19 protein-coding genes and 2 pseudogenes are annotated in these 20,444 nt (G+C 71.1%); 12 read left to right on the top strand and 9 right to left on the bottom strand.

Annotation, left to right across the window (positions count from 1 at the left end; translation table 11 throughout):
* Both F3T56_RS38255 and F3T56_RS38250 read right to left on the bottom strand, forming a co-directional pair.
* A complete protein-coding gene (locus tag F3T56_RS38255) occupies window positions 1-1,848 on the bottom strand; it encodes a glycoside hydrolase family 15 protein (protein ID WP_149830077.1) in 1,848 nt (615 codons plus the stop codon).
* 158 nt (window positions 1,849-2,006) lie between these two features.
* Entirely contained in the window at window positions 2,007-3,965 is a 1,959-nt protein-coding gene (locus tag F3T56_RS38250; protein WP_149830076.1) for an APC family permease, read from the bottom strand.
* Window positions 3,966-4,200: 235 nt separating this feature from the next.
* Between F3T56_RS38250 and F3T56_RS38245 the strand changes: the two genes are divergently transcribed.
* Both F3T56_RS38245 and F3T56_RS38240 read left to right on the top strand, forming a co-directional pair.
* Window positions 4,201-4,416: a hypothetical protein gene (locus F3T56_RS38245; protein ID WP_149830075.1), complete on the top strand. Its 216-nt coding sequence runs from the start codon at window positions 4,201-4,203 to the stop codon at window positions 4,414-4,416.
* 14 nt (window positions 4,417-4,430) lie between these two features.
* Window positions 4,431-5,258 (top strand): SDR family oxidoreductase, encoded by an 828-nt coding sequence (locus F3T56_RS38240; RefSeq protein WP_149830074.1) that lies wholly within the window; start codon window positions 4,431-4,433, stop codon window positions 5,256-5,258.
* 33 nt (window positions 5,259-5,291) lie between these two features.
* Here the strand turns inward: F3T56_RS38240 and F3T56_RS38235 are convergent, their stop codons facing one another.
* Window positions 5,292-6,248, bottom strand: coding sequence for a formylglycine-generating enzyme family protein (locus tag F3T56_RS38235; RefSeq protein WP_484422111.1), 957 nt, complete (start codon window positions 6,246-6,248; stop codon window positions 5,292-5,294).
* 136 nt (window positions 6,249-6,384) lie between these two features.
* On the opposite strand from F3T56_RS38235, the gene F3T56_RS38230 reads away from it, so the two are divergent.
* The 8 genes from F3T56_RS38230 to F3T56_RS38195 all read left to right on the top strand — a co-directional run bounded on the left by F3T56_RS38230 (window position 6,385) and on the right by F3T56_RS38195 (window position 13,207).
* Complete coding sequence (locus tag F3T56_RS38230; RefSeq protein ID WP_149830072.1) at window positions 6,385-7,560, top strand: NAD(P)/FAD-dependent oxidoreductase; 1,176 nt, start codon at window positions 6,385-6,387, stop codon at window positions 7,558-7,560.
* Window positions 7,557-7,856 (top strand): (2Fe-2S)-binding protein, encoded by a 300-nt coding sequence (locus F3T56_RS38225; protein WP_149830071.1) that lies wholly within the window; start codon window positions 7,557-7,559, stop codon window positions 7,854-7,856. Before F3T56_RS38230 ends, F3T56_RS38225 begins: the two co-directional genes overlap by 4 nt.
* Window positions 7,846-9,288, top strand: coding sequence for an FAD-dependent oxidoreductase (locus tag F3T56_RS38220; protein ID WP_149830070.1), 1,443 nt, complete (start codon window positions 7,846-7,848; stop codon window positions 9,286-9,288). The genes F3T56_RS38225 and F3T56_RS38220 overlap by 11 nt, the downstream gene beginning before the upstream one ends.
* 31 nt (window positions 9,289-9,319) lie before the next feature.
* On the top strand, window positions 9,320-10,228 hold the full coding sequence (locus F3T56_RS38215) for a dihydrodipicolinate synthase family protein (protein ID WP_149830069.1): 909 nt from the start codon (window positions 9,320-9,322) through the stop codon (window positions 10,226-10,228).
* 24 nt (window positions 10,229-10,252) lie between these two features.
* Entirely contained in the window at window positions 10,253-11,254 is a 1,002-nt protein-coding gene (locus F3T56_RS38210; RefSeq protein ID WP_149830068.1) for a proline racemase family protein, read from the top strand.
* A 32-nt stretch (window positions 11,255-11,286) separates the two neighbouring features.
* A complete protein-coding gene (locus tag F3T56_RS38205) occupies window positions 11,287-11,958 on the top strand; it encodes a GntR family transcriptional regulator (protein WP_149830067.1) in 672 nt (223 codons plus the stop codon).
* Window positions 11,959-12,058: 100 nt separating this feature from the next.
* On the top strand, window positions 12,059-12,586 hold the full coding sequence (locus tag F3T56_RS38200) for an NUDIX hydrolase family protein (RefSeq protein WP_172639339.1): 528 nt from the start codon (window positions 12,059-12,061) through the stop codon (window positions 12,584-12,586).
* Window positions 12,587-12,760: 174 nt separating this feature from the next.
* A complete protein-coding gene (locus F3T56_RS38195) occupies window positions 12,761-13,207 on the top strand; it encodes an AMP-binding protein (RefSeq protein WP_149830065.1) in 447 nt (148 codons plus the stop codon).
* A 120-nt stretch (window positions 13,208-13,327) separates the two neighbouring features.
* Here the strand turns inward: F3T56_RS38195 and F3T56_RS38185 are convergent, their stop codons facing one another.
* The 5 genes and pseudogenes from F3T56_RS38185 to F3T56_RS46630 form a co-directional block, all read right to left on the bottom strand.
* Entirely contained in the window at window positions 13,328-14,794 is a 1,467-nt protein-coding gene (locus F3T56_RS38185) for a tetratricopeptide repeat protein (protein WP_149830064.1), read from the bottom strand.
* A 206-nt stretch (window positions 14,795-15,000) separates the two neighbouring features.
* Window positions 15,001-16,662 carry a cellulase family glycosylhydrolase gene (locus tag F3T56_RS38180; RefSeq protein WP_246204288.1) on the bottom strand — a complete coding sequence of 554 codons (1,662 nt, stop codon included), beginning with the start codon at window positions 16,660-16,662 and terminating at the stop codon, window positions 15,001-15,003.
* Window positions 16,663-16,693: 31 nt separating this feature from the next.
* Window positions 16,694-18,448, bottom strand: coding sequence for a beta-L-arabinofuranosidase domain-containing protein (locus F3T56_RS38175; RefSeq protein ID WP_246204287.1), 1,755 nt, complete (start codon window positions 18,446-18,448; stop codon window positions 16,694-16,696).
* 83 nt (window positions 18,449-18,531) lie between these two features.
* A pseudogene (locus F3T56_RS50335) lies at window positions 18,532-18,714 on the bottom strand (WhiB family transcriptional regulator); the annotation flags it as partial.
* A 13-nt stretch (window positions 18,715-18,727) separates the two neighbouring features.
* On the bottom strand, window positions 18,728-18,976 hold the full coding sequence (locus tag F3T56_RS46630; protein ID WP_172639332.1) for a hypothetical protein: 249 nt from the start codon (window positions 18,974-18,976) through the stop codon (window positions 18,728-18,730).
* A 141-nt stretch (window positions 18,977-19,117) separates the two neighbouring features.
* Here F3T56_RS46630 and F3T56_RS46625 point away from each other — a divergent pair, with 141 nt between their 5' ends.
* Window positions 19,118-19,384, top strand: a complete 267-nt coding sequence (locus F3T56_RS46625; protein ID WP_172639331.1) for a hypothetical protein — start codon at window positions 19,118-19,120, stop codon at window positions 19,382-19,384.
* 115 nt (window positions 19,385-19,499) lie between these two features.
* Here the strand turns inward: F3T56_RS46625 and F3T56_RS38165 are convergent, their stop codons facing one another.
* Window positions 19,500-19,781 carry a hypothetical protein gene (locus tag F3T56_RS38165; RefSeq protein ID WP_149830104.1) on the bottom strand — a complete coding sequence of 94 codons (282 nt, stop codon included), beginning with the start codon at window positions 19,779-19,781 and terminating at the stop codon, window positions 19,500-19,502.
* Between the two features lie 139 nt (window positions 19,782-19,920).
* On the opposite strand from F3T56_RS38165, the pseudogene F3T56_RS38160 reads away from it, so the two are divergent.
* Window positions 19,921-20,298, top strand: a pseudogene (locus F3T56_RS38160) (Ku protein); the annotation flags it as partial.
* Window positions 20,299-20,444 lie beyond the last annotated feature (146 nt).

Genomic DNA, 20,444 nt, shown 5'->3' with positions numbered 1-20,444 from the left:
TCACTCCTCCGTCGCCCGTGGCGGCGCCTCGGTGGGGCGGCCGCGGCGGGCGTGGGTGGCGTGGCGGTCGAGTTCGTAGGCAACCCGGATGAGGGGGACGTGGGTGAACGCCTGGGGGAAGTTGCCGAGTTGGCGGCGCGCGAGGGGGTCGTACTCCTCGGCGAGCAGTCCGACGTCGTTGCGCAGGCTCAGCAGCCGCTCGTACAGGGCGCGGGCCTCGTCCTCGCGGCCGAGCGGCAGCAGGGCGTCCGCGAGCCAGAACGAGCAGGCGAGGAAGGCGCCCTCGCCGCCGGGGAGGCCGTCCGGGGAGTCGGCGCGGCCCGCCGAGTAGCGGGCCATCAGCCCGTCGGTGAGCAGTTCGCGTCGTACGGCCTTCACGGTGCCGATCACACGAGGGTCGTCCGGCGGCAGGAACCCGGTCTGCGGGATCTGGAGCAGCGCGGCGTCGAGTTCGCGGGAGCCGTACGACTGGGTGAAGGTGCCGCGTTCCGGGTCGAAGGCGCGTTCGCAGACGTCCCGGTGGATGAGGTCCCGGACCTGCCGCCACCGCTCCACCGGGCCGGGGCGGCCGTGGTTCTCGGCCATGCGCACCGCCCGGTCGAAGGCGACCCAGCACATCACCTTGGAGTGCGTGTAGTGGCGTGGGGCGCCCCGCATCTCCCACAGGCCCTGGTCGGGCTCGCGCCACGCCTGTTCCAGGTGGTCGAGGAGGACCGCCTGCAGTTCGACCAGATGGCGGCGCGGGCGCAGTCCGCAGCCGACGGCCAGATGGATGGCGTCCATGACCTCGCCGGGTACGTCGAGCTGCCGCTGGGCGGCGGCCGCGTTGCCGATCCGTACCGGGCGCGAACCCTCATAACCCGGCAGCCAGTCCACCTCCCACTCGGTGAGCCGCCGCTCCCCCGCGATGCCGTACATGATCTGCACGTCCTCGGGCCGCCCCGCCACCGCCCGCTCCAGCCAGCCCCGCCAGGCGTCCGCCTCGGCGGTGAACCCGCTGCGCAGCAGCGCCTCCAGGGTCATCCCCGCGTCGCGCAGCCAGCAGTAGCGGTAGTCCCAGTTGCGGACTCCGCCGATCTCCTCCGGCAGGGACGTGGTCGGGGCGGCGACGATGCCGCCGGTCGGCTCGTACGTGAGGGCCTTGAGCGTGATGAGCGAGCGGGCGACGGCGTCGCGGTACGGGCCGTCGTACGTCAGCCTGCGCAGCCACAGCCTCCAGTACGCCTCCGTGGCGTGCAGCGCGTCGAAGGGGTCGACCGGGTCCGGGGTCGGCAGGTGGGAGGGGCGCCAGACGAGCACGAACGGGACGCGTTCGCCCGGGGTGACCCGGAAGGAGGAGGTGTGGGCCGGGCCGTCGGCGGTCAGCCGGACGGGGGTGCTCAGCCACACCGCGTCGGGTCCGGCGATGCCGGTCAGCTGACCGTCCTTGTGCCGCATCCACGGCAGCAGGCGGCCGTAGTCGAAGCGGAGGCGCAGCTCCATGCGCATGTCGACGGTGCCGGAGAGGCCCTCGACGATGCGGACGACGCAGGGGGCGTCCTCTCCGCGCGGGGGCATGAAGTCGGTGACCAGGACCTGGCCGGTCGATGTCTGCCACTCGGTGTCCAGGACGAGGGTGTCGTCCCGGTAGCGGCGGCGGGCGTACGGGCCGTTCTGGCCGTCCTGGTCGGCCGGGGCAATGCGCCAGCGGCCGTTGTTCTCGTCGCCGAGGAGGGCGGCGAAGCAGGCGGGTGAGTCGAAGCGGGGGAGGCAGAGCCAGTCGACTCCGCCGTCTTTGCCGACCAAGGCCGCCGTCAATAGGTCGCCGATGAGGGCGTAGTCCTCGATGGCGGCGGGGTGTCCTGGCATGGGGTCAGTTTCGGGGGATGTTGGGATTCTGGCATGCGGGGTGGGGCGTTCGAGTTGCCGCTGTAGGAGCTTCCGTGGTTTGTCGACTGCGGGCCGTTTCTGGCTGATCGCGCAGTTCCCCGCGCCCCTGAAGGGGCGCTCCCCCTCGGCCTTGTCTGTCACGGCACCCGGTACGGCAGGATCGTTACCGCCACCGATGGGAGTTCCTCCAAGGTGTGGACTAGGCGTTCGGCTGTGCCGCTGTGCAGGAGGCGGCCGAGGAGCGTGCGGTAGGTGCGGTGGGGGATGAGGAGGGTCAGGGCCGTGCGGCCGTCGGCGGTGGTCGCGGTGGCGAGACGGGTCAGGGCGTGGGGCACTCGGCGGTCGGGGCAGTCGACCAGTTCGAGGGGGACGTCGGTGGCGTGAGTGGCTCGCCAGCGCTCGGCCAGGCGGTGGGCGTGGGTGGTGTCGACGGCGATGTGGACGGCCCGTACCTCGTCCGGGCGTAGTTCGTGGGCGTAGCGCAGGGCGTGGAACGCCGACGGGTCGAAGGCGTCGACCAGGACCAGGACCACGTGGCGTCGCCAGCGGGGGCGGTCGCTGTGTGCGGCCGGAGGGAGGGCCGCCAGGGCGGCCGATTCGGCGCGGTATTCGCGGTTTACGCGGATCAGGGCCCAGACGCCGAGGGGGAAGACGACGACGACCAGCCAGGCACCCTCGGTGAACTTGGTGACGGCGAAGATCAGGACGACGACGGCGGAGACGGTCGCGGCGGTCGCGTTGACGGCGATCTTCCAGGTGCGTCCCGGTTCGCGGCGTCGCAGGTGGTGGGCGGTGAGGCCGGAGCCGGCCATGGTGAACGCGGTGAACACGCCGATGGCGTAGAGCGCGACGAGTTTGTCGACGTTCGCGTTCGTCACCAGCAGGAGGGCGAGCGCGACGGCGGAGAGGGCGATGATGCCGTTGGAGAAGGCCAGCCGGTGTCCGCGGCGGGTGAGCCGGCGGGGCAGGAAACGGTCCTCCGCCACGAAGCTGGCGAGGTACGGGAAGCCGGTGAACGGGGTGTTGGCGCCGGTGTACAGGATCAGAGCGGTGGCCAGCTGGACGAAGGCCAGGCCCGCGGTGCCCCACCAGCCGCCGCCGAAGACGAGGTGGGCCTCCTGGGCGATGACCGTGGGGGTGCCGTCCGTGTAGGGGGTCGCGTGGGTGAGATGGGCCAGGCCGGAGACGCCGAGGACGAGGACGCCGAGCACGCAGCTCATGGTGATCAGTGTCCGGCGGGCGTTGCGGCCCTGTGGCTCCCGGAAGACGGAGACGCCGTTGGAGATCGCCTCCAGGCCGGTCAGGGACGAGCCGCCGTTGGCGAACGCCCGGAGCACCATGAACAGCGAGGCGCCGTACAGCCAGCCGTCCCCCGCCGTGCCGACGGGCACGGCGCCGCTCGCGTGGAGGTCGGCGTGCGGCAGGTCGCCGAAGGCCCAGCGGGCGACCCCGATGACGAGCATGAGCCCTACGGCCGCCATGAACAGGTAGGCGGGCAGGGCGAACATCCGGCCCGCCTCGCGCAGTCCGCGCAGATTGCCGTAGGCGAGAAGCAGGACGACGCCGATGCTGAGGGGGAGTTGGAGGTGGTCGATGCCCGTCCAGTCGTCGCCGATCAGATGGGCGAAGGAGATGATCGCGTTCGTGCCCGCCGAGACCTGGACGGCGACCGTCACGACGTAGTCGACGAGGAGGGCGACCGCCGCGACCTGGGCGATGTCGGGTCCGAGGTTCTCGCGGGCGACGACGTAACTGCCGCCCGCCCGCGTATAGATCATGACGACGTCGCTGTAGCAGAGCGTCAGCAGGACGAGGACGAACAGGATGGCGCCGGTCACCGGCATCAGCAGGGTGAAGGCGGCGACCCCGACCACCGGGACCAGCACCCGAAGCATCTCCTCGCTGCCGTACGCCGACGAGCTGAGGCAGTCCGACGCCAGCACCCCGAGGGCGGTCCGGTTGCCCAGCTTCTCCTTGGCGATCCGCTCGGTGACCAGAGGCGGGCCCAGGACAAGGCACTTGAGGCGGTAGCCGTACGACTCGGGTGCATCGGGGGCGGGTGGCAGCTCGGGGTCGCGGGCCACGGAGTCGGTCATGCGGCCATCACACCCGCGTACGGGGTGACTTCCCAGAGGCCACCCCGGTGCTCGGCCGAGCGGGTGATGTTGGGTCGTGATGAGGGTGCCGCCCCGGAGGACGACTTCCGCCTTCGAGTTCATCGTTGGTTAATCAGCCAGTCAACCAGGGATGAAGCGGGATCGGACACTGTTGCGTCAACTGCGACACCGGTGGACGCGTCACTCTTGGACGCCCCGCGGAAAGGACCGGTCCATGAAAACCTCGGGAATCTCCCCGCCCGACGGAATCCTTGTTCTGGCGGACATCCTCTCCGGCAAGCTCACGGCGAGGGACGCCGCACCGGCGGTGGCGTCGGCCGATCGGACCGCCGGACGGCCCGCCGCGGTGGCACCTTCGCGATCGGAGCGGCGGCCGCTGCCCCCGTGCCGGTTCGTCGTTGACGACATGGTCCAGGGACTCGGACTCTGAGTACGCTCCCCGCCATGAGACTGCGGAACACACGCCCCCTGGACGTCGGTTCGGCCCATGTGATCGTGACCGGCGGGTCGAGCGGCATCGGCCTGGCCACGGCCCGGCTGCTCGCGGCACGTGGTGCGAAGCTGTCGCTGATCGCACGGGGAGCGGAACGCCTGGAGGCGGCCGCGCAGACGGTCTCGGCCGCCTCGCGAGTGGTCGACGTGGCCGACCGGGCGGCCCTCACCCGTGCCATCACCGAACTGGAGGCGGAACAGGGGCAGCCCTGCGACATCCTGATCACCTCGGCGGGGCTCGCGCGCCCGGGGCACTTCCTGGAGCTGTCGGACGAGGTCTTCCGGCAGATGATGGAGGTCGACTACTTCGGCACGCTGTACGCCCTGCGGGCCGTCGCCCCCGGCATGGTGGAACGCGGGTACGGCAGCGTGGTCGCGGTGTCGTCCGCCGCCGGGCTGCTCGGGATCTTCGGCTACAGCGCGTACGCTCCGGCCAAGTTCGCCGTGCGCGGGCTGATGGAGTCGCTGCGGGCCGAACTCGTGCCGCGCGGGGTGCACGTCGGTGTCGTCTTCCCGCCGGACGTGGACACCCCCCAGCTCGCCGAGGAGAACCAGTGGAAGCCGGAGGAGACCCGGGTGGTCGGCGGAACGATCAAGCCACTCACGGCGGAACGGGTCGCGGCGGCGATCGTACGGGGTATCGATCAGCGGCGTTTCATGATCTGCCCGGACCTGGGTACGCGGGCACTGGCCCGGTTCGGCAGCGTGCTCATGCCGTTCCTCAACCGCGAGTTCGACCGCAGGGTCAGGGCGGTTCACCGGTCGACGACCAGGGCCTGACTCGTTCTCTGTCGGGCTGGCGGCGCTGTCGGTTCAGATCGTCGCCGCGACGCGGAAGCCGATGTTGCCGGCCGAGCTGTCGGGGGTGTTGGAGGAGCGGGCGGCCACGCGGTAGCGGTTGCAGTAGGAGGCGTGGCACATGTGGGAGCCGCCGCGCATGACGCGGGAGGGGCCGTTCGGGGGGCCGGTGGGGTCGGTACGGGGGCCGGTCAGGTGGAAGTCGGGGCTGAAGTGGTCGGCGCACCACTCCCAGACGTTGCCGACGGTGTTGTGGAGGCCGTAGCCGTTGGGGGCGAAGGCGTCGGCGGGGGCCGTGGAGCGGTAGCCGTCGGCGGCGGTGTTGTGGGTGGGGAAGGTGCCGCGCCAGATGTTGCAGGTGGGGCGGCCGTCGGGGGCGAGGTCGTCGCCCCAGGGGTAGCGCTTCCGTTCGAGGCCGCCGCGGGCCGCGTACTCCCACTCGGCCTCGGTGGGCAGCCGGGTCCCGGACCAGGCGCAGTAGGCCTGTGCGTCGTTCCAGGAGACGTGCACGACGGGGTGGTCGAGGATCGCGTCGACGGAGGAGCCGGGGCCTTCCGGGTGCCGCCAGGCGGCGCCTCGGACGCCGCGCCACCATGGGGTGCCGGGGACGCGTGGGGACACGGCGAACAGGTCGTCGGGGAGGAAGCCCTCGAAGACGAAGGAGAAGTCGAAGTGCTCGGCCTCCGTCACATGGCCGGTCGCGTCCACGAAGGCCGCGAACTGTTCGTTGGTGACGGTCGTCGCGGCGATCCGGAACGGGCTCAGCTCGATCTCCCGGACCGGTCCTTCGCCGTCCGCCGGATAGCCGACCTCGTCCTCGGTGCCCATGAGGAAAAGGCCGCCGGGCAGTTCCAGCAGCCGTTCGGTGTGCCGCGCCTCCTGTGGCTCAGCCGAGGTCATGTCCCTCGTCACCCCCAACGGCACGGCCACAGGCTCCCGACCGGGGGCGCAGCAGGGCCTGTCGTGTGCCATCGCGTGGTCCTTCGAGGTGACTTGTGCCGGGGCGTTCAGGGTTGGCGTGCAGGGTAGCCCGACGGCGACGCCGTCGGGACGTACGCCGGGGTTTCGCGCTCTTCACGCGGACAGAGCCATGTGACATAGTACTGGCGTGACCGAGCGACTGACCTGCGACGTCGTGGTTGTCGGAGCGGGAATGGTGGGCGCGGCCTGCGCCCTGTACGCGGCCCGGACGGGTCTGGGCGTCGCCGTGGTGGACCGGGGCCCGGTGGCGGGCGGCACGACCGGCGCCGGTGAGGGCAACCTCCTGGTCTCCGACAAGGAACCGGGCCCCGAGCTCGAACTCGCCCTGCTGTCCAATCGGTTGTGGACCGAACTGGCCGCCGAGCCCGGCCTCGGCCCGGCGTTCGAGTACGAGGCGAAGGGCGGCCTCGTCGTCGCCTCCACCCCGGACGGGCTCAGCGCCCTGGAGGACTTCGCGGCCGGGCAGCGCGCCGCCGGAGTCACGGCGGAAACCATCGCCGCACATCAACTCGCCGATCTGGAGCCCTACTTGGCACCCGGCCTCGCGGGCGGCGTGTACTACCCGCAGGACGCCCAGGTCATGCCCACCCTGGCCGCCGCCCATCTCGTACGGGCCTCCGGCGCCCGGCTGCTCACCGGCCGCACCGTGACCGAGGTGCTGCGCGCGGCCGCCGGCACCGTACGCGGCGTACGGACCGACCGGGGCGACATCCACGCACCGGCCGTCGTGAACGCCGCCGGAACCTGGGGCGGCGAGCTGGCCACGCTCGCCGGAGTCGGCCTGCCCGTCCTCCCCCGGCGCGGCTTCGTCCTCGTCACCGAGCCGCTCCCGCCCCTGGTGCGGCACAAGGTGTACGCCGCCGACTACGTGGCCGACGTGGCCAGCGACTCGGCGGCGCTCCAGACCTCCCCGGTCGTCGAGGGCACGGCCGCCGGGCCGGTGCTGATCGGGGCGAGCCGGGAGCGCGTCGGCTTCGACCGGTCGTTCTCGCTGCCCGTCGTACGGGCGCTGGCGGCGGGCGCCACCCGGCTGTTTCCCTTCCTGGAACGGGTGCGGGCGATGCGGACGTACATCGGCTTCCGGCCGTACATGCCCGACCATCTGCCCGCGATCGGGCCCGACCCCCGGGTGCCGGGGCTGTTCCACGCCTGCGGCCACGAGGGCGCCGGGATCGGGCTCGCCACCGGCACCGGGCAGCTGATCGCCCAGATGCTCGGCGGGAAGACGCCCGATCTGGACCTGATGCCGTTCCGGCCGGATCGGTTCGAGGAGTGCGAGGCCTACGAGGGGGACACGGCATGAACCCGCTGGAACTCGCGGAAGCGGAACCGGGGCCCGCCTTCACCGTCACGTTGGACGGTCGGGAGATCGACGCGCTGCCCGGTCAGACGGTCGCCGCCGCGCTCTGGGCCGCCGGGGTCACGTCCTGGCGCACCACCCGGGGCGAGGGCCGGCCGCGCGGGATCTTCTGCGGCATCGGCGTCTGCTTCGACTGCCTCGTCACGGTCAACGACCGCCCCAATCAACGGGCTTGCCTGGTCCCGGTCCGGCCGGGCGACTCCATCCGGACGCAAGAGGGGACGGGCCATGAGCGCTGAGGGACCCCATCTCGCGGTGATCGGCGCGGGCCCCGCCGGGCTCGCCGCGGCGCTGGCGGCGGCCGGGCGGGGCGTGCGCGTCACGGTGGTCGACTCCGCGGCGGCGGTCGGCGGCCAGTTCTACCGGCAGCCCTCGGCCGGGCTCGGCGCGCGGCGGCCGGAGGCCCTGCACCACCAGTGGCGGACCTGGCGACGGCTGCGCGAGGGCCTGGATCAGTACATCGCCGCCGGACGCGTCGGCCACTTGGCGGACCACCACGTCTGGTGCGTCGAGCGGAAAGAGCGGACACCCGAGGGCTTCACCGTGCACGCGCTGCTCGGCCCCGAGCAGGAGAAGCCGGCCGTGGTACACGCGGACGCCGTCCTCCTCGCGACCGGCGGCTACGAGAAGGTACTCCCCTTCCCCGGCTGGACCCTGCCCGGCGTCGTCACCGCCGGGGGCGCGCAGGCCATGCTGAAGGGCGGACTCGCGGTGCCGGGCCGTACGGCGGTCGTCGCCGGGACCGGTCCACTGCTGCTGCCGGTGGCGACGGGGCTCGCGGCGGCCGGTGTCACGGTGGCCGCGCTGGTGGAGTCGGCGGATCCGAAGGCGCTCGTGCGGCGGGCCGGGGCGCTGGCGGGCCGGCCGGACAAGCTGGCCGAAGGCGCCGGGTACGCGAGGGAGTTGCTGCGCCGCCGGGTGCGGACTCTCGTACGCCACACCGTGGTCGAGACGCACGGCACGGACCGGCTGGCGGCCGTGACCGTCGCCGCGCTCGACGCCGCGGGGCGTGTCCGGCCCGGCACCGAGCGGAGCATCCCCTGCGACACGCTCGCCGTCGGACACGGCATGCTGCCGCACACCGACCTCGCCGAGACGCTCGGCTGCCGGATCACCGGGCCGAACGTCCACGTCGACGAGGAGCAGCGCACCGACGTGCCGGGCGTCTGGGCGGCGGGTGAGACCACCGGCATCGGCGGCGCGGCCCTCGCCCTCGCCGAGGGGCACATCGCCGGGCGGTCGGCGGCCGCCCGGCTGTGGGGCCGGGATCCCGATCCGCGGGAGTGGGCGGCGGCCGCCAAGTCCCGTGCGGCGCTACGGGAGTTCTTCGCCGCGCTCGACTCCGTGTACGCACCGCCGGCGCACTGGACCGAGCAGGTCACCGACGGCACCGTCGTCTGCCGGTGCGAGGAGGTCACCGCCGGGGCGGTCCGCGCGGCCGTCGGCGAACTGGGCGCCGGGGACGTACGGACCGTGAAGCTGCTCACCCGGGCCGGGATGGGCTGGTGCCAGGGGCGCGTGTGCGGGCCCGCCGTCGCGGGGATCGCCGGGTGCCCGGAGAGCGTGGCCCGGCGGCCGTTCGCGCGGCCGGTGCCGCTGGGGGTGCTGGCACAGGTCACAGACCAAGCAGCAGACCAGGCAGCGGACACTGAAGTAGCACCCGATCAGTAATATGTCACACCTCATTGAGAGGGAACCCACCATGCCGACCACCTCGATCCTCACCGAAAACCGTCCCTGGCGCGGCGTGCTCGTCGCCACCGCCCTCCCCCTGCGGGACGACCTGTCCGTCGACTTCGACCGGTACGCCGAGCACTGCGCCTGGCTGGTCGAGAACGGCTGCGACGGTGTCGTACCGAACGGCTCGCTCGGCGAGTACCAGGTACTGACGCCCGAGGAGCGGGCCAAGGTCGTCGAGACGGCGGTCGCGGCGATCGGCGGCTCGCGGGTGATGCCGGGGGTCGCCGCGTACGGGTCCGCCGAGTCCCGGCGCTGGGCCGAGCAGGCGCGGGACGCGGGCTGCGCGTCGGTGATGCTGCTGCCGCCGAACGCGTACCGCGCCGACGAGCGGTCCGTGCTCGCGCACTACGCGGAGGTCGCGAAGGCGGGTGTGCCGATCGTGGCGTACAACAACCCCATCGACACCAAGGTCGACCTCGTCCCCGAGCTGCTGGCCAAGCTGCACGGCGAGGGGTACATCCAGGGTGTGAAGGAGTTCTCCGGGGACGTCCGCCGCGCCTACCAGCTCGCCGAACTCGCCCCGGAACTGGACCTGTTGATCGGCGCGGACGACGTACTGCTGGAGCTCGCGCTGGCGGGCGCCAAGGGCTGGGTCGCCGGGTACCCGAACGCGCTGCCGGCCGCGACCGTGGAGCTGTACCACGCGGCGGTGGAGGGCGACCTCGCGACGGCCAAACAGCTCTACGCACAGCTGCACCCGCTGCTGCGCTGGGACTCCAAGGTCGAGTTCGTGCAGGCCATCAAGTTGTCCATGGATGTCGTGGGCCGCCATGGCGGACGCTGCCGTCCGCCCCGGGTGGAGCTGCTGCCGGAGCAGGAGGCCGCGATCCGTTCCGCCACCGAGAAGGCCGTCGCGGCGGGGCTCGCGTAACCCGGGCGGGAAGGGAGACCGGTCATGCGCAGCAAACTCGTCCTGCACGCCGTCGACTCGCACACCGAGGGCATGCCCACCCGGGTGATCACCGGCGGGATCGGCACGATCCCCGGCGCGACCATGAACGAGCGTCGGCTGTGGTTCCGTGAACACCGCGACGACGTCAAGCAGTTGCTGATGAACGAGCCGCGCGGGCACGCGGCGATGAGCGGCGCGATCCTGCAGCCGCCCACCCGCCCCGACTGCGACTACGGCGTCGTCTACATCGAGGTCTCCGGCTATCTGCCGATGTGCGGGCACGGCACGATCGGGGTCGCGACCGTGCTCGTCGAGACCGGCATGGTCGAGGTCGTCGAGCCGGTGACCACGATCCGCCTGGACACCCCGGCGGGCCTCGTCGTGGCCGAGGTGGCGGTGGAGGACGGCGCGGCGAAGGCGGTCACCTTGCAGAGCGTGCCGTCCTTCTCGGTCGGCCTCGACCGCAAAATCGCACTCGCCGACGGGCGGACGGTGACATATGACCTTGCATACGGCGGCAACTTCTACGCCATCCTGCCGCTGGAGCAGTTCGGGCTGCCCTTCGACCGCTCCCGCAAGGACGACATCCTCCGGGCGGGCCTGGCTCTGATGGACGCGATCAACGCCGAGGAGGAGCCCGTGCACCCCGAGGACCCGTCGATCCATGGGGTCCATCACGTCCATCTGTACGCTCCCGGTGCCACCGCCCGGCACTCCCGGCACGCGATGGCGATCCACCCCGGCTGGTTCGACCGCTCACCCTGCGGTACGGGCACCAGCGCGCGTATGGCACAACTGCACGCGCGGGGCGAACTGCCCTTGCACACCGAGTTCGTGAACGAGTCCTTCATCGGCACCCGGTTCACGGGACGGCTGCTCGGCGAGACCGAGGTGGCCGGCGTACCGGCCGTGCTGCCCAGCTTCACCGGCCGCGCCTGGGTCACCGGCACGGCGCAGTACCTGCTCGACCCGTCCGACCCGTTCCCGGCCGGATTCGTCCTCTAGTTCGTCTTTCAGTTCGTTGTCTGGAGAGTCCCATGGCCTCGTCCGCCCCCGCCCTGCCGACGCTGGGCGGCAAGAAGCGCAGCTACCGCGAGCGGGTCGCCGACGCGCTGCGGGCCGCGCTGATCGCCGGTGAGCTGCGGCCGGGCGAGGTGTACTCCGCGCCCGCGCTCGCCGCCCGCTTCGGCGTCTCGGCGACGCCGGTGCGCGAGGCCATGCTGGATCTGGCCAAGGAGGGACTGGTCGACACCGTGCCCAACAAGGGGTTCCGGGTCACCGAGGTCACCGAGAAGCAGCTCGACGAGTACACCCACCTCCGCTCGCTCATCGAGATCCCGACCACCGTCGGCCTGGCCGGGACCGCCGACCCGGTCTCCCTGGAGGCGCTGCGGCCCGCCGCCCGGGAGATCGTGGCCGCCGCGGCCGCCGGGGACCTCATCGCGTACGTCGAGGCCGACACCCGCTTCCACCTCGGCCTGCTCGCCCTCGCGGGCAACGCGCACCTCGTCGAAGTGGTCGGCGACCTGCGCAAACGCTCACGGCTCTACGGTCTCACCGCGCTCGTCGAGGCCGGCCGGCTGCTGTCCTCCGCCCAGGAACACCTGGAACTCCTGGACGCCCTCCTCGACCGCGACGAGGACGCCGTACGCGCCGTGCTGACCCGCCATCTGGGTCATGTGCGCGGCATGTGGGCCGCCCGCGGCTGATCGTCGGCGCGGCGCATGTGATCGCCGCGACCCGGGAATGTGTGATCGGAGCGACGCGCACACCCGATGACGATGAAAGTATGATCAGCCAATGTCTGACATGACCGAAACCACGCCCGGCTGGCTGAGTTCCGACGAACTCGAATCGGCGCGAGCCCGGATGCCGATCCTGTACGTCGAGGCCGTGCCCGTGCGCGTCGACGACAGCGGCGAAGTCACCAGCATCGGCCTGCTGCTGCGCATCGGCCCGGACGGAACGGTCAGCCGCACGCTGGTCTCCGGACGCGTGATGCACCACGAGCGGGTGCGCGACGCCCTGCTGCGTCATCTGGAGAAGGACCTCGGCCCGGTGGCACTGCCCCGGGTCCCGGCCGCGCTCCAGCCCTTCACCGTCGCCGAGTACTTCCCGACGCTGGGCATAACGCCGTTCCACGACCCGCGCCAGCACGCGGTGTCCCTCGCGTACATCGTCCCGGTGGCCGGTGACTGCCGTCCCCGGCAGGACGCGCTCGACCTGGTGTGGTTCAGCCCGCAGGAGGCCGCGTCGGAGTCGGTCCAGAGCGAGATGCCGGGCGGCCAGGGAGTCCTGCTGAAGCAGGCCCTGGCGCATGTGGGCTGCCTGTCGTAGGCAGGGGTCGGCCGGGTGAGCGGCGGTTCCCACGCGTGCCGCCGGCCGATCCGAAACGCCGGTCATCGCCATGTCCGGGTATCCGGTTGTCACCCGCTTAGGCTCAACTCCGTTGTCCCGTAAGGAGATCGACGGTGTGGGAGCGGGCCCCTCGCGGGCCGGGGAGGCGGCGACATGGAGCACGACGAGCTGATACGGCCGCTGCCGGAGTTGCTGAAGGCGCACGCCGCGACAGCGCCCTCGCGGGTGGCGTTCGCCGACGACCTGCGCGGCGTCACCTATGCCGAGCCGGAGCGGCGTACCGGGAGGCTGACCGCGTATCTCGCCCGTACAGGGCTGGCGTGTGGTGACCGGGTCGCGATCTGTCTCGGCAATCACGTCGAGAGGGTGGAGAGCGTCCTCGCGGTCCTCCGCGCCGGAGCGATCGGGGTACCGCTCAACCCCCGCTCCTCCGACGCCGAGCTCGCCCACTTCCTCCAGGACAGCGGTGCCTGGGTCGTCGTCACCGACCCCGCGCAGCTCGCGCGCCTGCACCCCCTCGCCGCTCCGGGAGAGGCCCGTCCGCGAGTACTGCTCACCGGTACAGGGCCGATTAGCCGGACGCCCGCCTCGGCACGCTGATCGCCCGGCTGTCCATCTTCACCGTCCCGTTCCTGCTGGTGTGGCTGGCGATCCTGGGCATCTTCCACGGCTTTGGCCTGCCGCTCGGGCCCGGGACCGAGATCGGCATGAGGTAAGGGACTACTGGTCGGCCGCACCCCGCGTCGTGAGGTACGCCCGGTGCGGGCTCCGGCTCAGCCTGCCCGCGGCGGGAGCGGCCAGTTCGGTCGCCGCGGCGCGGGCGGCGGCTGCTCGGCCCGCCTCGCCAAGGGAGTCGGCGAGTCGGGCCCGGCCCAGCCAGTTGTAGGGGCTGTGCGGGCTCAGGCCGGTGCGTTCGCCCAGCAGCCGGCGGGCCAGGTCGTGTCGGTTCGCGCGCAGGGTCGCCTCCAGAAGGGTCCGCTGGATCGCGTCCCGCTGGGCGTGGCTGCCGCCGAAGGTGTGCAGACGGCGGCGGATCGGCCAGAGCAGGTCGATCACCGCCGGGTACTCCCCGCGGACGTGGGCGACCAGCGCCTCGCAGACGGGCAGGCCGATCTCGGCGGTCATCGCGTGGTTGCTGGTGGGGCGGGTGCCGTCCAGGGTGAGCCAGCGCCGTCGCTCGGCGATGAACTCGTCGGCCGCCTTCAGCCGTCCCGCTCCGGCGAAGGCCATGACGGCGTGTACGTCGTTGAAGGCGTAGTACGGCGGATCCGCGCGCTCGGCCCACGCGTCGGCCAGGGTCTGCCAGCGGGCGTCCTGATCGAGGCCGGCGAGGAGGAAGCGCCACAACAGGGCGGCGGCGTCGAGGAGTTCCATGACGAACCCGGTCGAGTCCTTGTGGTGCAGTACGGCGTCGTAGATCCGGGTGGCCGTGTCGGTGTCGCCCGCCTCCAGCGCGTACAGGGCGTAGTGCCACCAGTTGTGGACGGTCAGGAGGGTGCCGCTCGCCCAGTCGTCGAGGCGGGCGTCGAGATAGTCGATGCCCTCGGCGAAGCGCCCCTGCATCTCGTGGACGTGCACCACGGCGTGGATGGCCCAGACGTCATGGGGATTGCGCTCGACGGCGGCGAGGGCCACTTCCCGGGCGCGGTCATAGTGGCCCGACTCCTCCAGGCCGAAGGCGTACATGCCCATCAGCGGCCCGCGATGGGGATCCTCCGTCTCCCAGGCGGGCAGTGCCCCGCCGATCCTGTCGCGCAGCCGGGTCGCGTCACCGGTGAAGAAGTCGAGTTGATGGCCCACCGCCAGAGCCAGCGGATCACGGGGGCTCTCCACGACGAGCTCCTCCAGAACCTGCCCGGCCCGCCCCATGTCTCCCCCGAGCCAGGCCCGCGCCGCCGCCATGTGCATATGTTCGCGGTGCGGCAGCGCCGAGTGGTCCAGTCCGGCGCTGAACTCCGCGAACCGCTGCCGGGCCTCGACGGCGTCGCGCGACTCGGTGCCGAGCACGCCCAGGTAGGCGGCGAACGCCTGGGCCAGGGGCGAGGACGGGCACGCCGATACGGCGTCCTGGACCGCGTCGGGGAAGTCCGGGCGGAAGAACAGCAGCCCCTCCACAGCACGGTCCAGATGTCCCGCCGCTTCGGCGGTGCACTCGTACAGGCGGTTGCCGTACCGGTCGGTCACCATGGCAGCTCATCTCCGGTGCGCACGCGGCGTCGTTGACGGTTGGCGGCACGACGACCGTGCCGCCACAGGTCGGGGAGCGGCCGTCCTTGCCGCCACCATCAAAGCCACCGGCACTCGACCGGTCCAGCGGGAACGCCCGAAAGCATGGCGAACGCGCCTCCACGCGCCCGCCCGCGCCACCCGTGCGCGCCGCCGACCGAAAAACGTCAGGCGGCCGTGCAGGTGCCGCCGTTGAGGGTGAAGGCGGTCGGTGCGGTGTTCATGGCGCCCTTGCTCGCGGTGAAGCCGACGGTCACCGAGCCGCCGGCGGGGATGTTGGAGGTGTAGGAGGCCGCGGCGACACTCACCGAGCCACCGTTCTGGGTCGGTTTCCCACCCCACATGTTGGTGATGGTCTGGCCGTCGGCGAAGGCGAAGGCGAGCGTCCAGCCGTTGAGAGCGGCGGTGCCGGTGTTGCGGATGACGATCTCGCCCTGGAAGCCGCCGGGCCACTCGTTGGTGGCGCGGTAGGCGACGGAGCAGGTTCCGGCGGGTGTGCCCTCGGTGGTGACGTTCACCGTGGCCGAGCGGGGCGAGCGGTGGCCGGCCGCGTCACGGGCGTAGACCGCGAAGGTGTACGCGGTGTCGGCGGTCAGGCCCGTCACCGTGACGGAGTTGGTGGTGGACGCGGCGACCTTTGTCTCCGTGCCGCCGTTGATCCGGACCACGTCGTACGCGGTGACGCCGACATTGTCCGTGGCGGCGGCCCAGCCGAGGGTGGCGGTGGTGGCCGTCACGGCGGAGGCCGTCGGGGTGCCGGGGGCGGTGGGGGCCTGGGTGTCACCCGGGGTGCCGCCGCCGAAGATCGTGGCCTCCTTCGAGGTCTGGGCGATGCCGTTGGCCCCGTTGAAGATGCGCTGGCCCCAGGAGCTGAGCTGGTTGGGGTCGAAGCCGATCGACAGGTCGAGGATCGGGTCGGTGTTGCCGCTCCAGGACCAGGCCAGGTAGCCGAGGTCGAGCTGTTCGGCGGTGGCCATCATCGTGTCCTCGTCGGGGTCGCCCCACTGGTCGGCTGGGCCGCCGAACTCGCCGATGAGGATGGGCAGTTCGGCCGCGACGAAGGCGTTGAGATAGTCGGTGATCTCGGCGGCGGTGTCGAACACGCTGTACATGTGGATCGAGAAGATCAGGTTGCCGGTCGTGTCGGCGTCGTAGACGGACTGGGCGTTGGCGCGCATGACACCCTGCCAGTCCTGGCCCCAGTTGGGCGCGTCCACCATGATCGTGTGCTCGAAGCCCGCGGCCCGCAGCTTCTGCACGGCGGCGATCGTGGGGGCGGTCCAGCCCTCGGGACTGGTGTTGCCCCAGGGCTCGTTGCCGATGTTGATGATGACGTAGTTCTCCTCGCCGGCGAGGACGTCCCTGAGGCCGATCCAGTAGTCGGCGGCGTGGTCGAGCGTGCCCGCGGCCGCTTCCTCGCCGTATCCGGTGGTGTCGTGCACCTCCAGGACGCAGATCAGCCGGTTGGCCTTGCACTGGGCGACGACGTTCGCCACGTCGGCGGCGCTGTTCTCGGTCCAGCGGTGCCCGTCGGAGAGGACGACGCGGACGGAGTTGGCGCCCAGGGCCTTGATGTCGGACAGCGACTGGGTCTCGTTCGGGTACCAGGTGTGGGCGTGGTTGACGCCGCGCATGACGAAGTCGTTGCCGTTGCCTTCGAGCAGCCGGCCGTCGCTGATGTGGAGGCCGGTGGCGAGGGTGCCGGGCGACGGGGCGGCCTGGGCGACCGGGGAAAGGACGCCGAGGAGGGCCGCCAGTCCGGCGAGGAGGATGAGTAAGGGGCTCTTTCGCTGCGTGCTTCTCGTTGTTCTTACTGCGTCTGTTCTCACTGCGACTCCAGTGGGGTGAGCGCCGAGAATCTCAGGCACCAGAAGGGTATGGGAGCGCTCCCATGTACCCATTTCGCCACGTACACGTCAAGAGTTTGCGCGCTCGGCGCCGCAGATCCGCCCGGACCGCCGCCGCGACGACCGCGTCCCGCTCGGTACGGCTGAACAACCCCTCGGCCACCCAGGCGTCGGCCAGGACCCGCACTGACTCCACGAACGCCGCCGAGGTGGCGAAGGGCGCCTGCGCCCAGAGGACGTCGAGGAAGGTCAGGCCGTTCGCGCGGGCCCGGTTGGGTACGCCGGAGTCGGCCGTGCCGAACACCACGACGCGTTCGACGCGCCGGAAGTACGCGTGATAGCGGCTGGTGTAGCCGACGAAGAAGGGAGCCAGGACCAGGCCGTGCGTGGTGAAGTGGTGCGGTCGGCCCTCGGGCCGGATCACGTCGGCGAGGTCGCCCCGCAGCGTGAAGTCCTTGTAGAAGGAGAACTGCCGGAACCCTTGCTCCGCGCTCCGGGCGACCAGCAGCACTGGCCCGTGGAACACCGACTGGACGGCGGGATCGTCCAGGGCCCGCTCGACACGCAACCGGTACAGCATGGAGATGCCGACGCGGTCTCCGCGCTGCCAACTCCTGCTGAGGGTCAGATACGTACCCGGCACGGCCTCGACCCGTTGCCGCACCCCGTTGACCGTGACAGTCACCCCTCCCGTGGCCCAGGACGGAATGCGCAGCTTGAGGTCGAGGCTGCCGGCGCCCTCGCGGAACGTCAGGGTGCGTACGCCCTCGGCCGGGAAGTCGCTCGTCTGCTCGATGACGAGACCGCGCTCCGGCCAGCACAGGGTCGAGGCCAGATACAGGTTGACGTACAGCGCGCCGCTGTCGGCGGAGCGGAGGTACACCGAGTCCTGGTACTTGGTGTGGTTCTCCATACCGGTGCCACCGCAGCAGGTGCCCGTGTTGCCGTACTCGCGCGCGACTCCCGGCCCCATGCCGACGAAGTACGTGACCTCGGGGCTCTCCGTACTGGCCGCGTCCCGGCGGGAGGCGAGGATGTGGTTGGTCAGCCCCCGCTCGTAGTGGTCCATGTATGCCGGGTCCGGCTCGCGGAAGAACAACTGCCTGCTCAGCTTCAGCATGTTGTACGTCGCGCAGGTCTCGGCGTTCTTGTCGTCCAGGGTGGCCGCGATCGCGCCCCGGGCCCGGAACATCTCGCCCTGGCCCGTGCCGTCGAGGCTGTACGTCCGGGGCCCGGCGACCATCCCCCAGAACTTCCGGGCCGCGCTCGCGTACCGCTCCTCCCCCGTGTGGTCGAACATCGGCAGGTAGCCGGTGAACTGCGGGATGTGCTGGTTGGCGTGCCGCCCGTCGAGGATGTCGCGGTCCTCGGCGCAGGCGTCGAGCAGCGCGGTGTTGTCGAAGCAGCGGGCGGCGGCGAGGTGTTCGGCGCGGCCGGTGAGGGCGTACAGGTCGGCCATCACCTCGTTCATCCCGCCGTACTCACCGGCGATGTAGATCGACCACATGCGCTCCAACTGCGCCTTCGGAAGGCGACCGAGCCTGCTGTGCACCCAGTCGCCCATCTTCGCGGCGACGGTCAGGGCCTGGGCATTGCCCGCCAGGGTGTGCGCGTCGAGCAGGCCGCGCATGATCTTGTGGCAGGTGTAGTACGGCGCCCAGATGGTGGGGTAGGTCGTGTAGCTCTCCAGCAGGATGAACTGCCCGCAGGCGAGACACAACTCGTGCGGTCGTCGTACACGAGAGACGTGGCTTGGCACAGCGGGCACTTCGCGCGGGTGCGTACGCGGCGCAGCTGGTCGCGCTGATAGGTGCTCGTTCCGCCCCAGTAGCCTTCGGCGCGGTGGAGCATGGCCCAAGCGAGGCATTGGGTACGGACGTCGCAGGTGCGGCACCACTGCTGCGCCTCGTCGACGCCGTCGTCTGTCTCGACGTCGGGGACGAAGTCGAAGTCGGCTGTCGCGCAGGGGGCGTTGGTCTGCCACTCGGTTCCCTCGGCGCTGACGGCGTCGAGGATCCTCTTCTCGATGTCCACGGTCGTCCGCCGTTCAGGGGCAGGGGGTGCCGTCGGCGACGGCCCATACTGCGGCGCCGTTCGCGCCGAGACAGGGTCGTATGCGGCCTTGTGCCTGGAGTCGTTTGCAGGAGAGGTAGACGGCGTCGCGGTCGTGGCCGGTTGCGGCGGCCAGCGCGCTGCGGGAGGCGGTGCAGGCGGCGATGAGTTGGCAGATGTGTTCGTCGCGGGCGGCGACTTGGGGGTCGCGGGGCCGGCCGGGGCGGCGTGCGGTTTCCTGCATGACTGGCTTCCATTCAGTTGAGCGGTCGGCTGAATACCAGTATGCATAGAGGTGCAAGTGGCCGGAATATGCCAGCTACCCGCTGTGTGACACTCCCTTTCGAACGGCCCGCTGCTGGGCCCGCACGGTCCAGGAGGCCTGATGGATCTACTCATCCTCGTCGGTGGCGGGGCTGCCGCGTTGCTCGCGATCGGGGCGCTGGCGCGCGGGATCTGGCGTATCAACCGGCGGATCGTGACGATCGTGGATGCGGTGCAGGAGTTGTCTCCGAACGGCGGCCGTTCGATTAAGGACACGGTGACGCGGACGGAGCGGAAGGTGAACGAGACGGCATCCAAGGTGGACGACACAGCGCGGGAGTTGTGCGAGCTGAAGGAGCGGTTCGACGAGCACTTGGGTGGCGCGTAGGCCGGGCGCCCCGCCGGCTGAGGGTGCGTTGGATCCGCAGCGCAGGGTGTACGCGTAAGGGCCCCGTCCTCTGGGAGGGCGGGGCCGCTTCGTCTTGTGCTGCGCGCTCGCGCCGTCAACCGGCCTTCTGCTGCTTCTGCTTCCGCAACTCGCGCACGCTGGCGGTGAGGGTGCCCTCTTGCTGCTCGTAGTGGGAGAGAGCAAGGCCAAGGCCGAAGAAGGTGGGTGCCCATTCGCCGACGAAGATTCCCCACCGGTCGGCGCGGGCGAGCCCCGTGCCGGGCTCGGCTTTGAGGCTGGTGAACCAGGTGACGAAGGATGCGCCGATGCTGCCGATGGCGGCCATGTAGGCGTGTTCGCTGCGGATGCCCATGTCGTGCATTTTTTTGATGACCATGGTGACTCCGTTCGAGTAGCGGACATCGTGTGACGAAGTGCCCCAAAAAGGGACGGCCATACGTCCATGGCCGCCGACGTGCCGCGCACCCAGACCACCCATAGGCTGGTCCCGCTCGGGGCTCTCGCGGAGGTCAGCCATGCCCCACGCCATCTGGTCCGGAGCCATCTCGTTCGGCCTGGTCACCATCCCCATCCGGGTCACGTCCGCGACCGAGGACCACAGCGTCCACTTCCACCAGGTCCACCTGGAGGACATGGGCCCGGTCCGCTACCGCAAGGCCTGCGAGCTGGACGGCCAGGTCCTCACCGAGGACGAGATCGGCAAGGGCTACGAACTGGCCCCTGACCAGATCATCCCGGTCGCCGAGGACGAGCTCGCCCAGATGCCGCTGCCGATCGCGCGGGCGATCGAGATCGTCGCGTTCGTGCCCTACGAGACGATCCGCCCTGTACAGATCGGCGCCGGCTACTACCTGGAGGCTGACGGGCCGGTCGCGGGGAAGCCGTATGTGCTGAACCCCGGGGAATTGCACTCGATGCAAGTCGACATCGGGGTATAGGCCGATCACCGGGGACTCCTAGGCGCGCGCATGCTATTGATCAGAAACTCATGGGGTTCTCGTCCAGGACGTAGCGGACGTGCGGGCCGCCGAAGTAGCCG

The sequence above is a fragment of the Streptomyces tailanensis genome (assembly GCF_008386495.1).
In the GTDB taxonomy this organism is placed as follows: domain Bacteria; phylum Actinomycetota; class Actinomycetes; order Streptomycetales; family Streptomycetaceae; genus Streptomyces; species Streptomyces tailanensis.
The sequence above is the reverse complement of the archived record's forward strand: the minus strand, read 5'-3'. Positions and strand labels throughout refer to the sequence as shown.

Excerpts from the sequence above, each read along its gene's own strand:
- F3T56_RS38255 (WP_149830077.1), bottom strand. The coding sequence starts at position 1,848 with ATGCCAGGACACCCCGCCGCCATCGAGGACTACGCCCTCATCGGCGAC.
- F3T56_RS38250 (WP_149830076.1), bottom strand. The coding sequence starts at position 3,965 with ATGACCGACTCCGTGGCCCGCGACCCCGAGCTGCCACCCGCCCCCGAT.
- F3T56_RS38245 (WP_149830075.1), top strand. The coding sequence starts at position 4,201 with ATGAAAACCTCGGGAATCTCCCCGCCCGACGGAATCCTTGTTCTGGCG.
- F3T56_RS38240 (WP_149830074.1), top strand. The coding sequence starts at position 4,431 with ATGAGACTGCGGAACACACGCCCCCTGGACGTCGGTTCGGCCCATGTG.
- F3T56_RS38235 (WP_484422111.1), bottom strand. The coding sequence starts at position 6,248 with ATGGCACACGACAGGCCCTGCTGCGCCCCCGGTCGGGAGCCTGTGGCC.
- F3T56_RS38225 (WP_149830071.1), top strand. The coding sequence starts at position 7,557 with ATGAACCCGCTGGAACTCGCGGAAGCGGAACCGGGGCCCGCCTTCACC.
- F3T56_RS38220 (WP_149830070.1), top strand. The coding sequence starts at position 7,846 with ATGAGCGCTGAGGGACCCCATCTCGCGGTGATCGGCGCGGGCCCCGCC.
- F3T56_RS38215 (WP_149830069.1), top strand. The coding sequence starts at position 9,320 with ATGCCGACCACCTCGATCCTCACCGAAAACCGTCCCTGGCGCGGCGTG.
- F3T56_RS38210 (WP_149830068.1), top strand. The coding sequence starts at position 10,253 with ATGCGCAGCAAACTCGTCCTGCACGCCGTCGACTCGCACACCGAGGGC.
- F3T56_RS38205 (WP_149830067.1), top strand. The coding sequence starts at position 11,287 with ATGGCCTCGTCCGCCCCCGCCCTGCCGACGCTGGGCGGCAAGAAGCGC.
- F3T56_RS38200 (WP_172639339.1), top strand. The coding sequence starts at position 12,059 with ATGACCGAAACCACGCCCGGCTGGCTGAGTTCCGACGAACTCGAATCG.
- F3T56_RS38195 (WP_149830065.1), top strand. The coding sequence starts at position 12,761 with ATGGAGCACGACGAGCTGATACGGCCGCTGCCGGAGTTGCTGAAGGCG.
- F3T56_RS38185 (WP_149830064.1), bottom strand. The coding sequence starts at position 14,794 with ATGGTGACCGACCGGTACGGCAACCGCCTGTACGAGTGCACCGCCGAA.
- F3T56_RS46630 (WP_172639332.1), bottom strand. The coding sequence starts at position 18,976 with ATGCAGGAAACCGCACGCCGCCCCGGCCGGCCCCGCGACCCCCAAGTC.
- F3T56_RS46625 (WP_172639331.1), top strand. The coding sequence starts at position 19,118 with ATGGATCTACTCATCCTCGTCGGTGGCGGGGCTGCCGCGTTGCTCGCG.
- F3T56_RS38165 (WP_149830104.1), bottom strand. The coding sequence starts at position 19,781 with ATGGTCATCAAAAAAATGCACGACATGGGCATCCGCAGCGAACACGCC.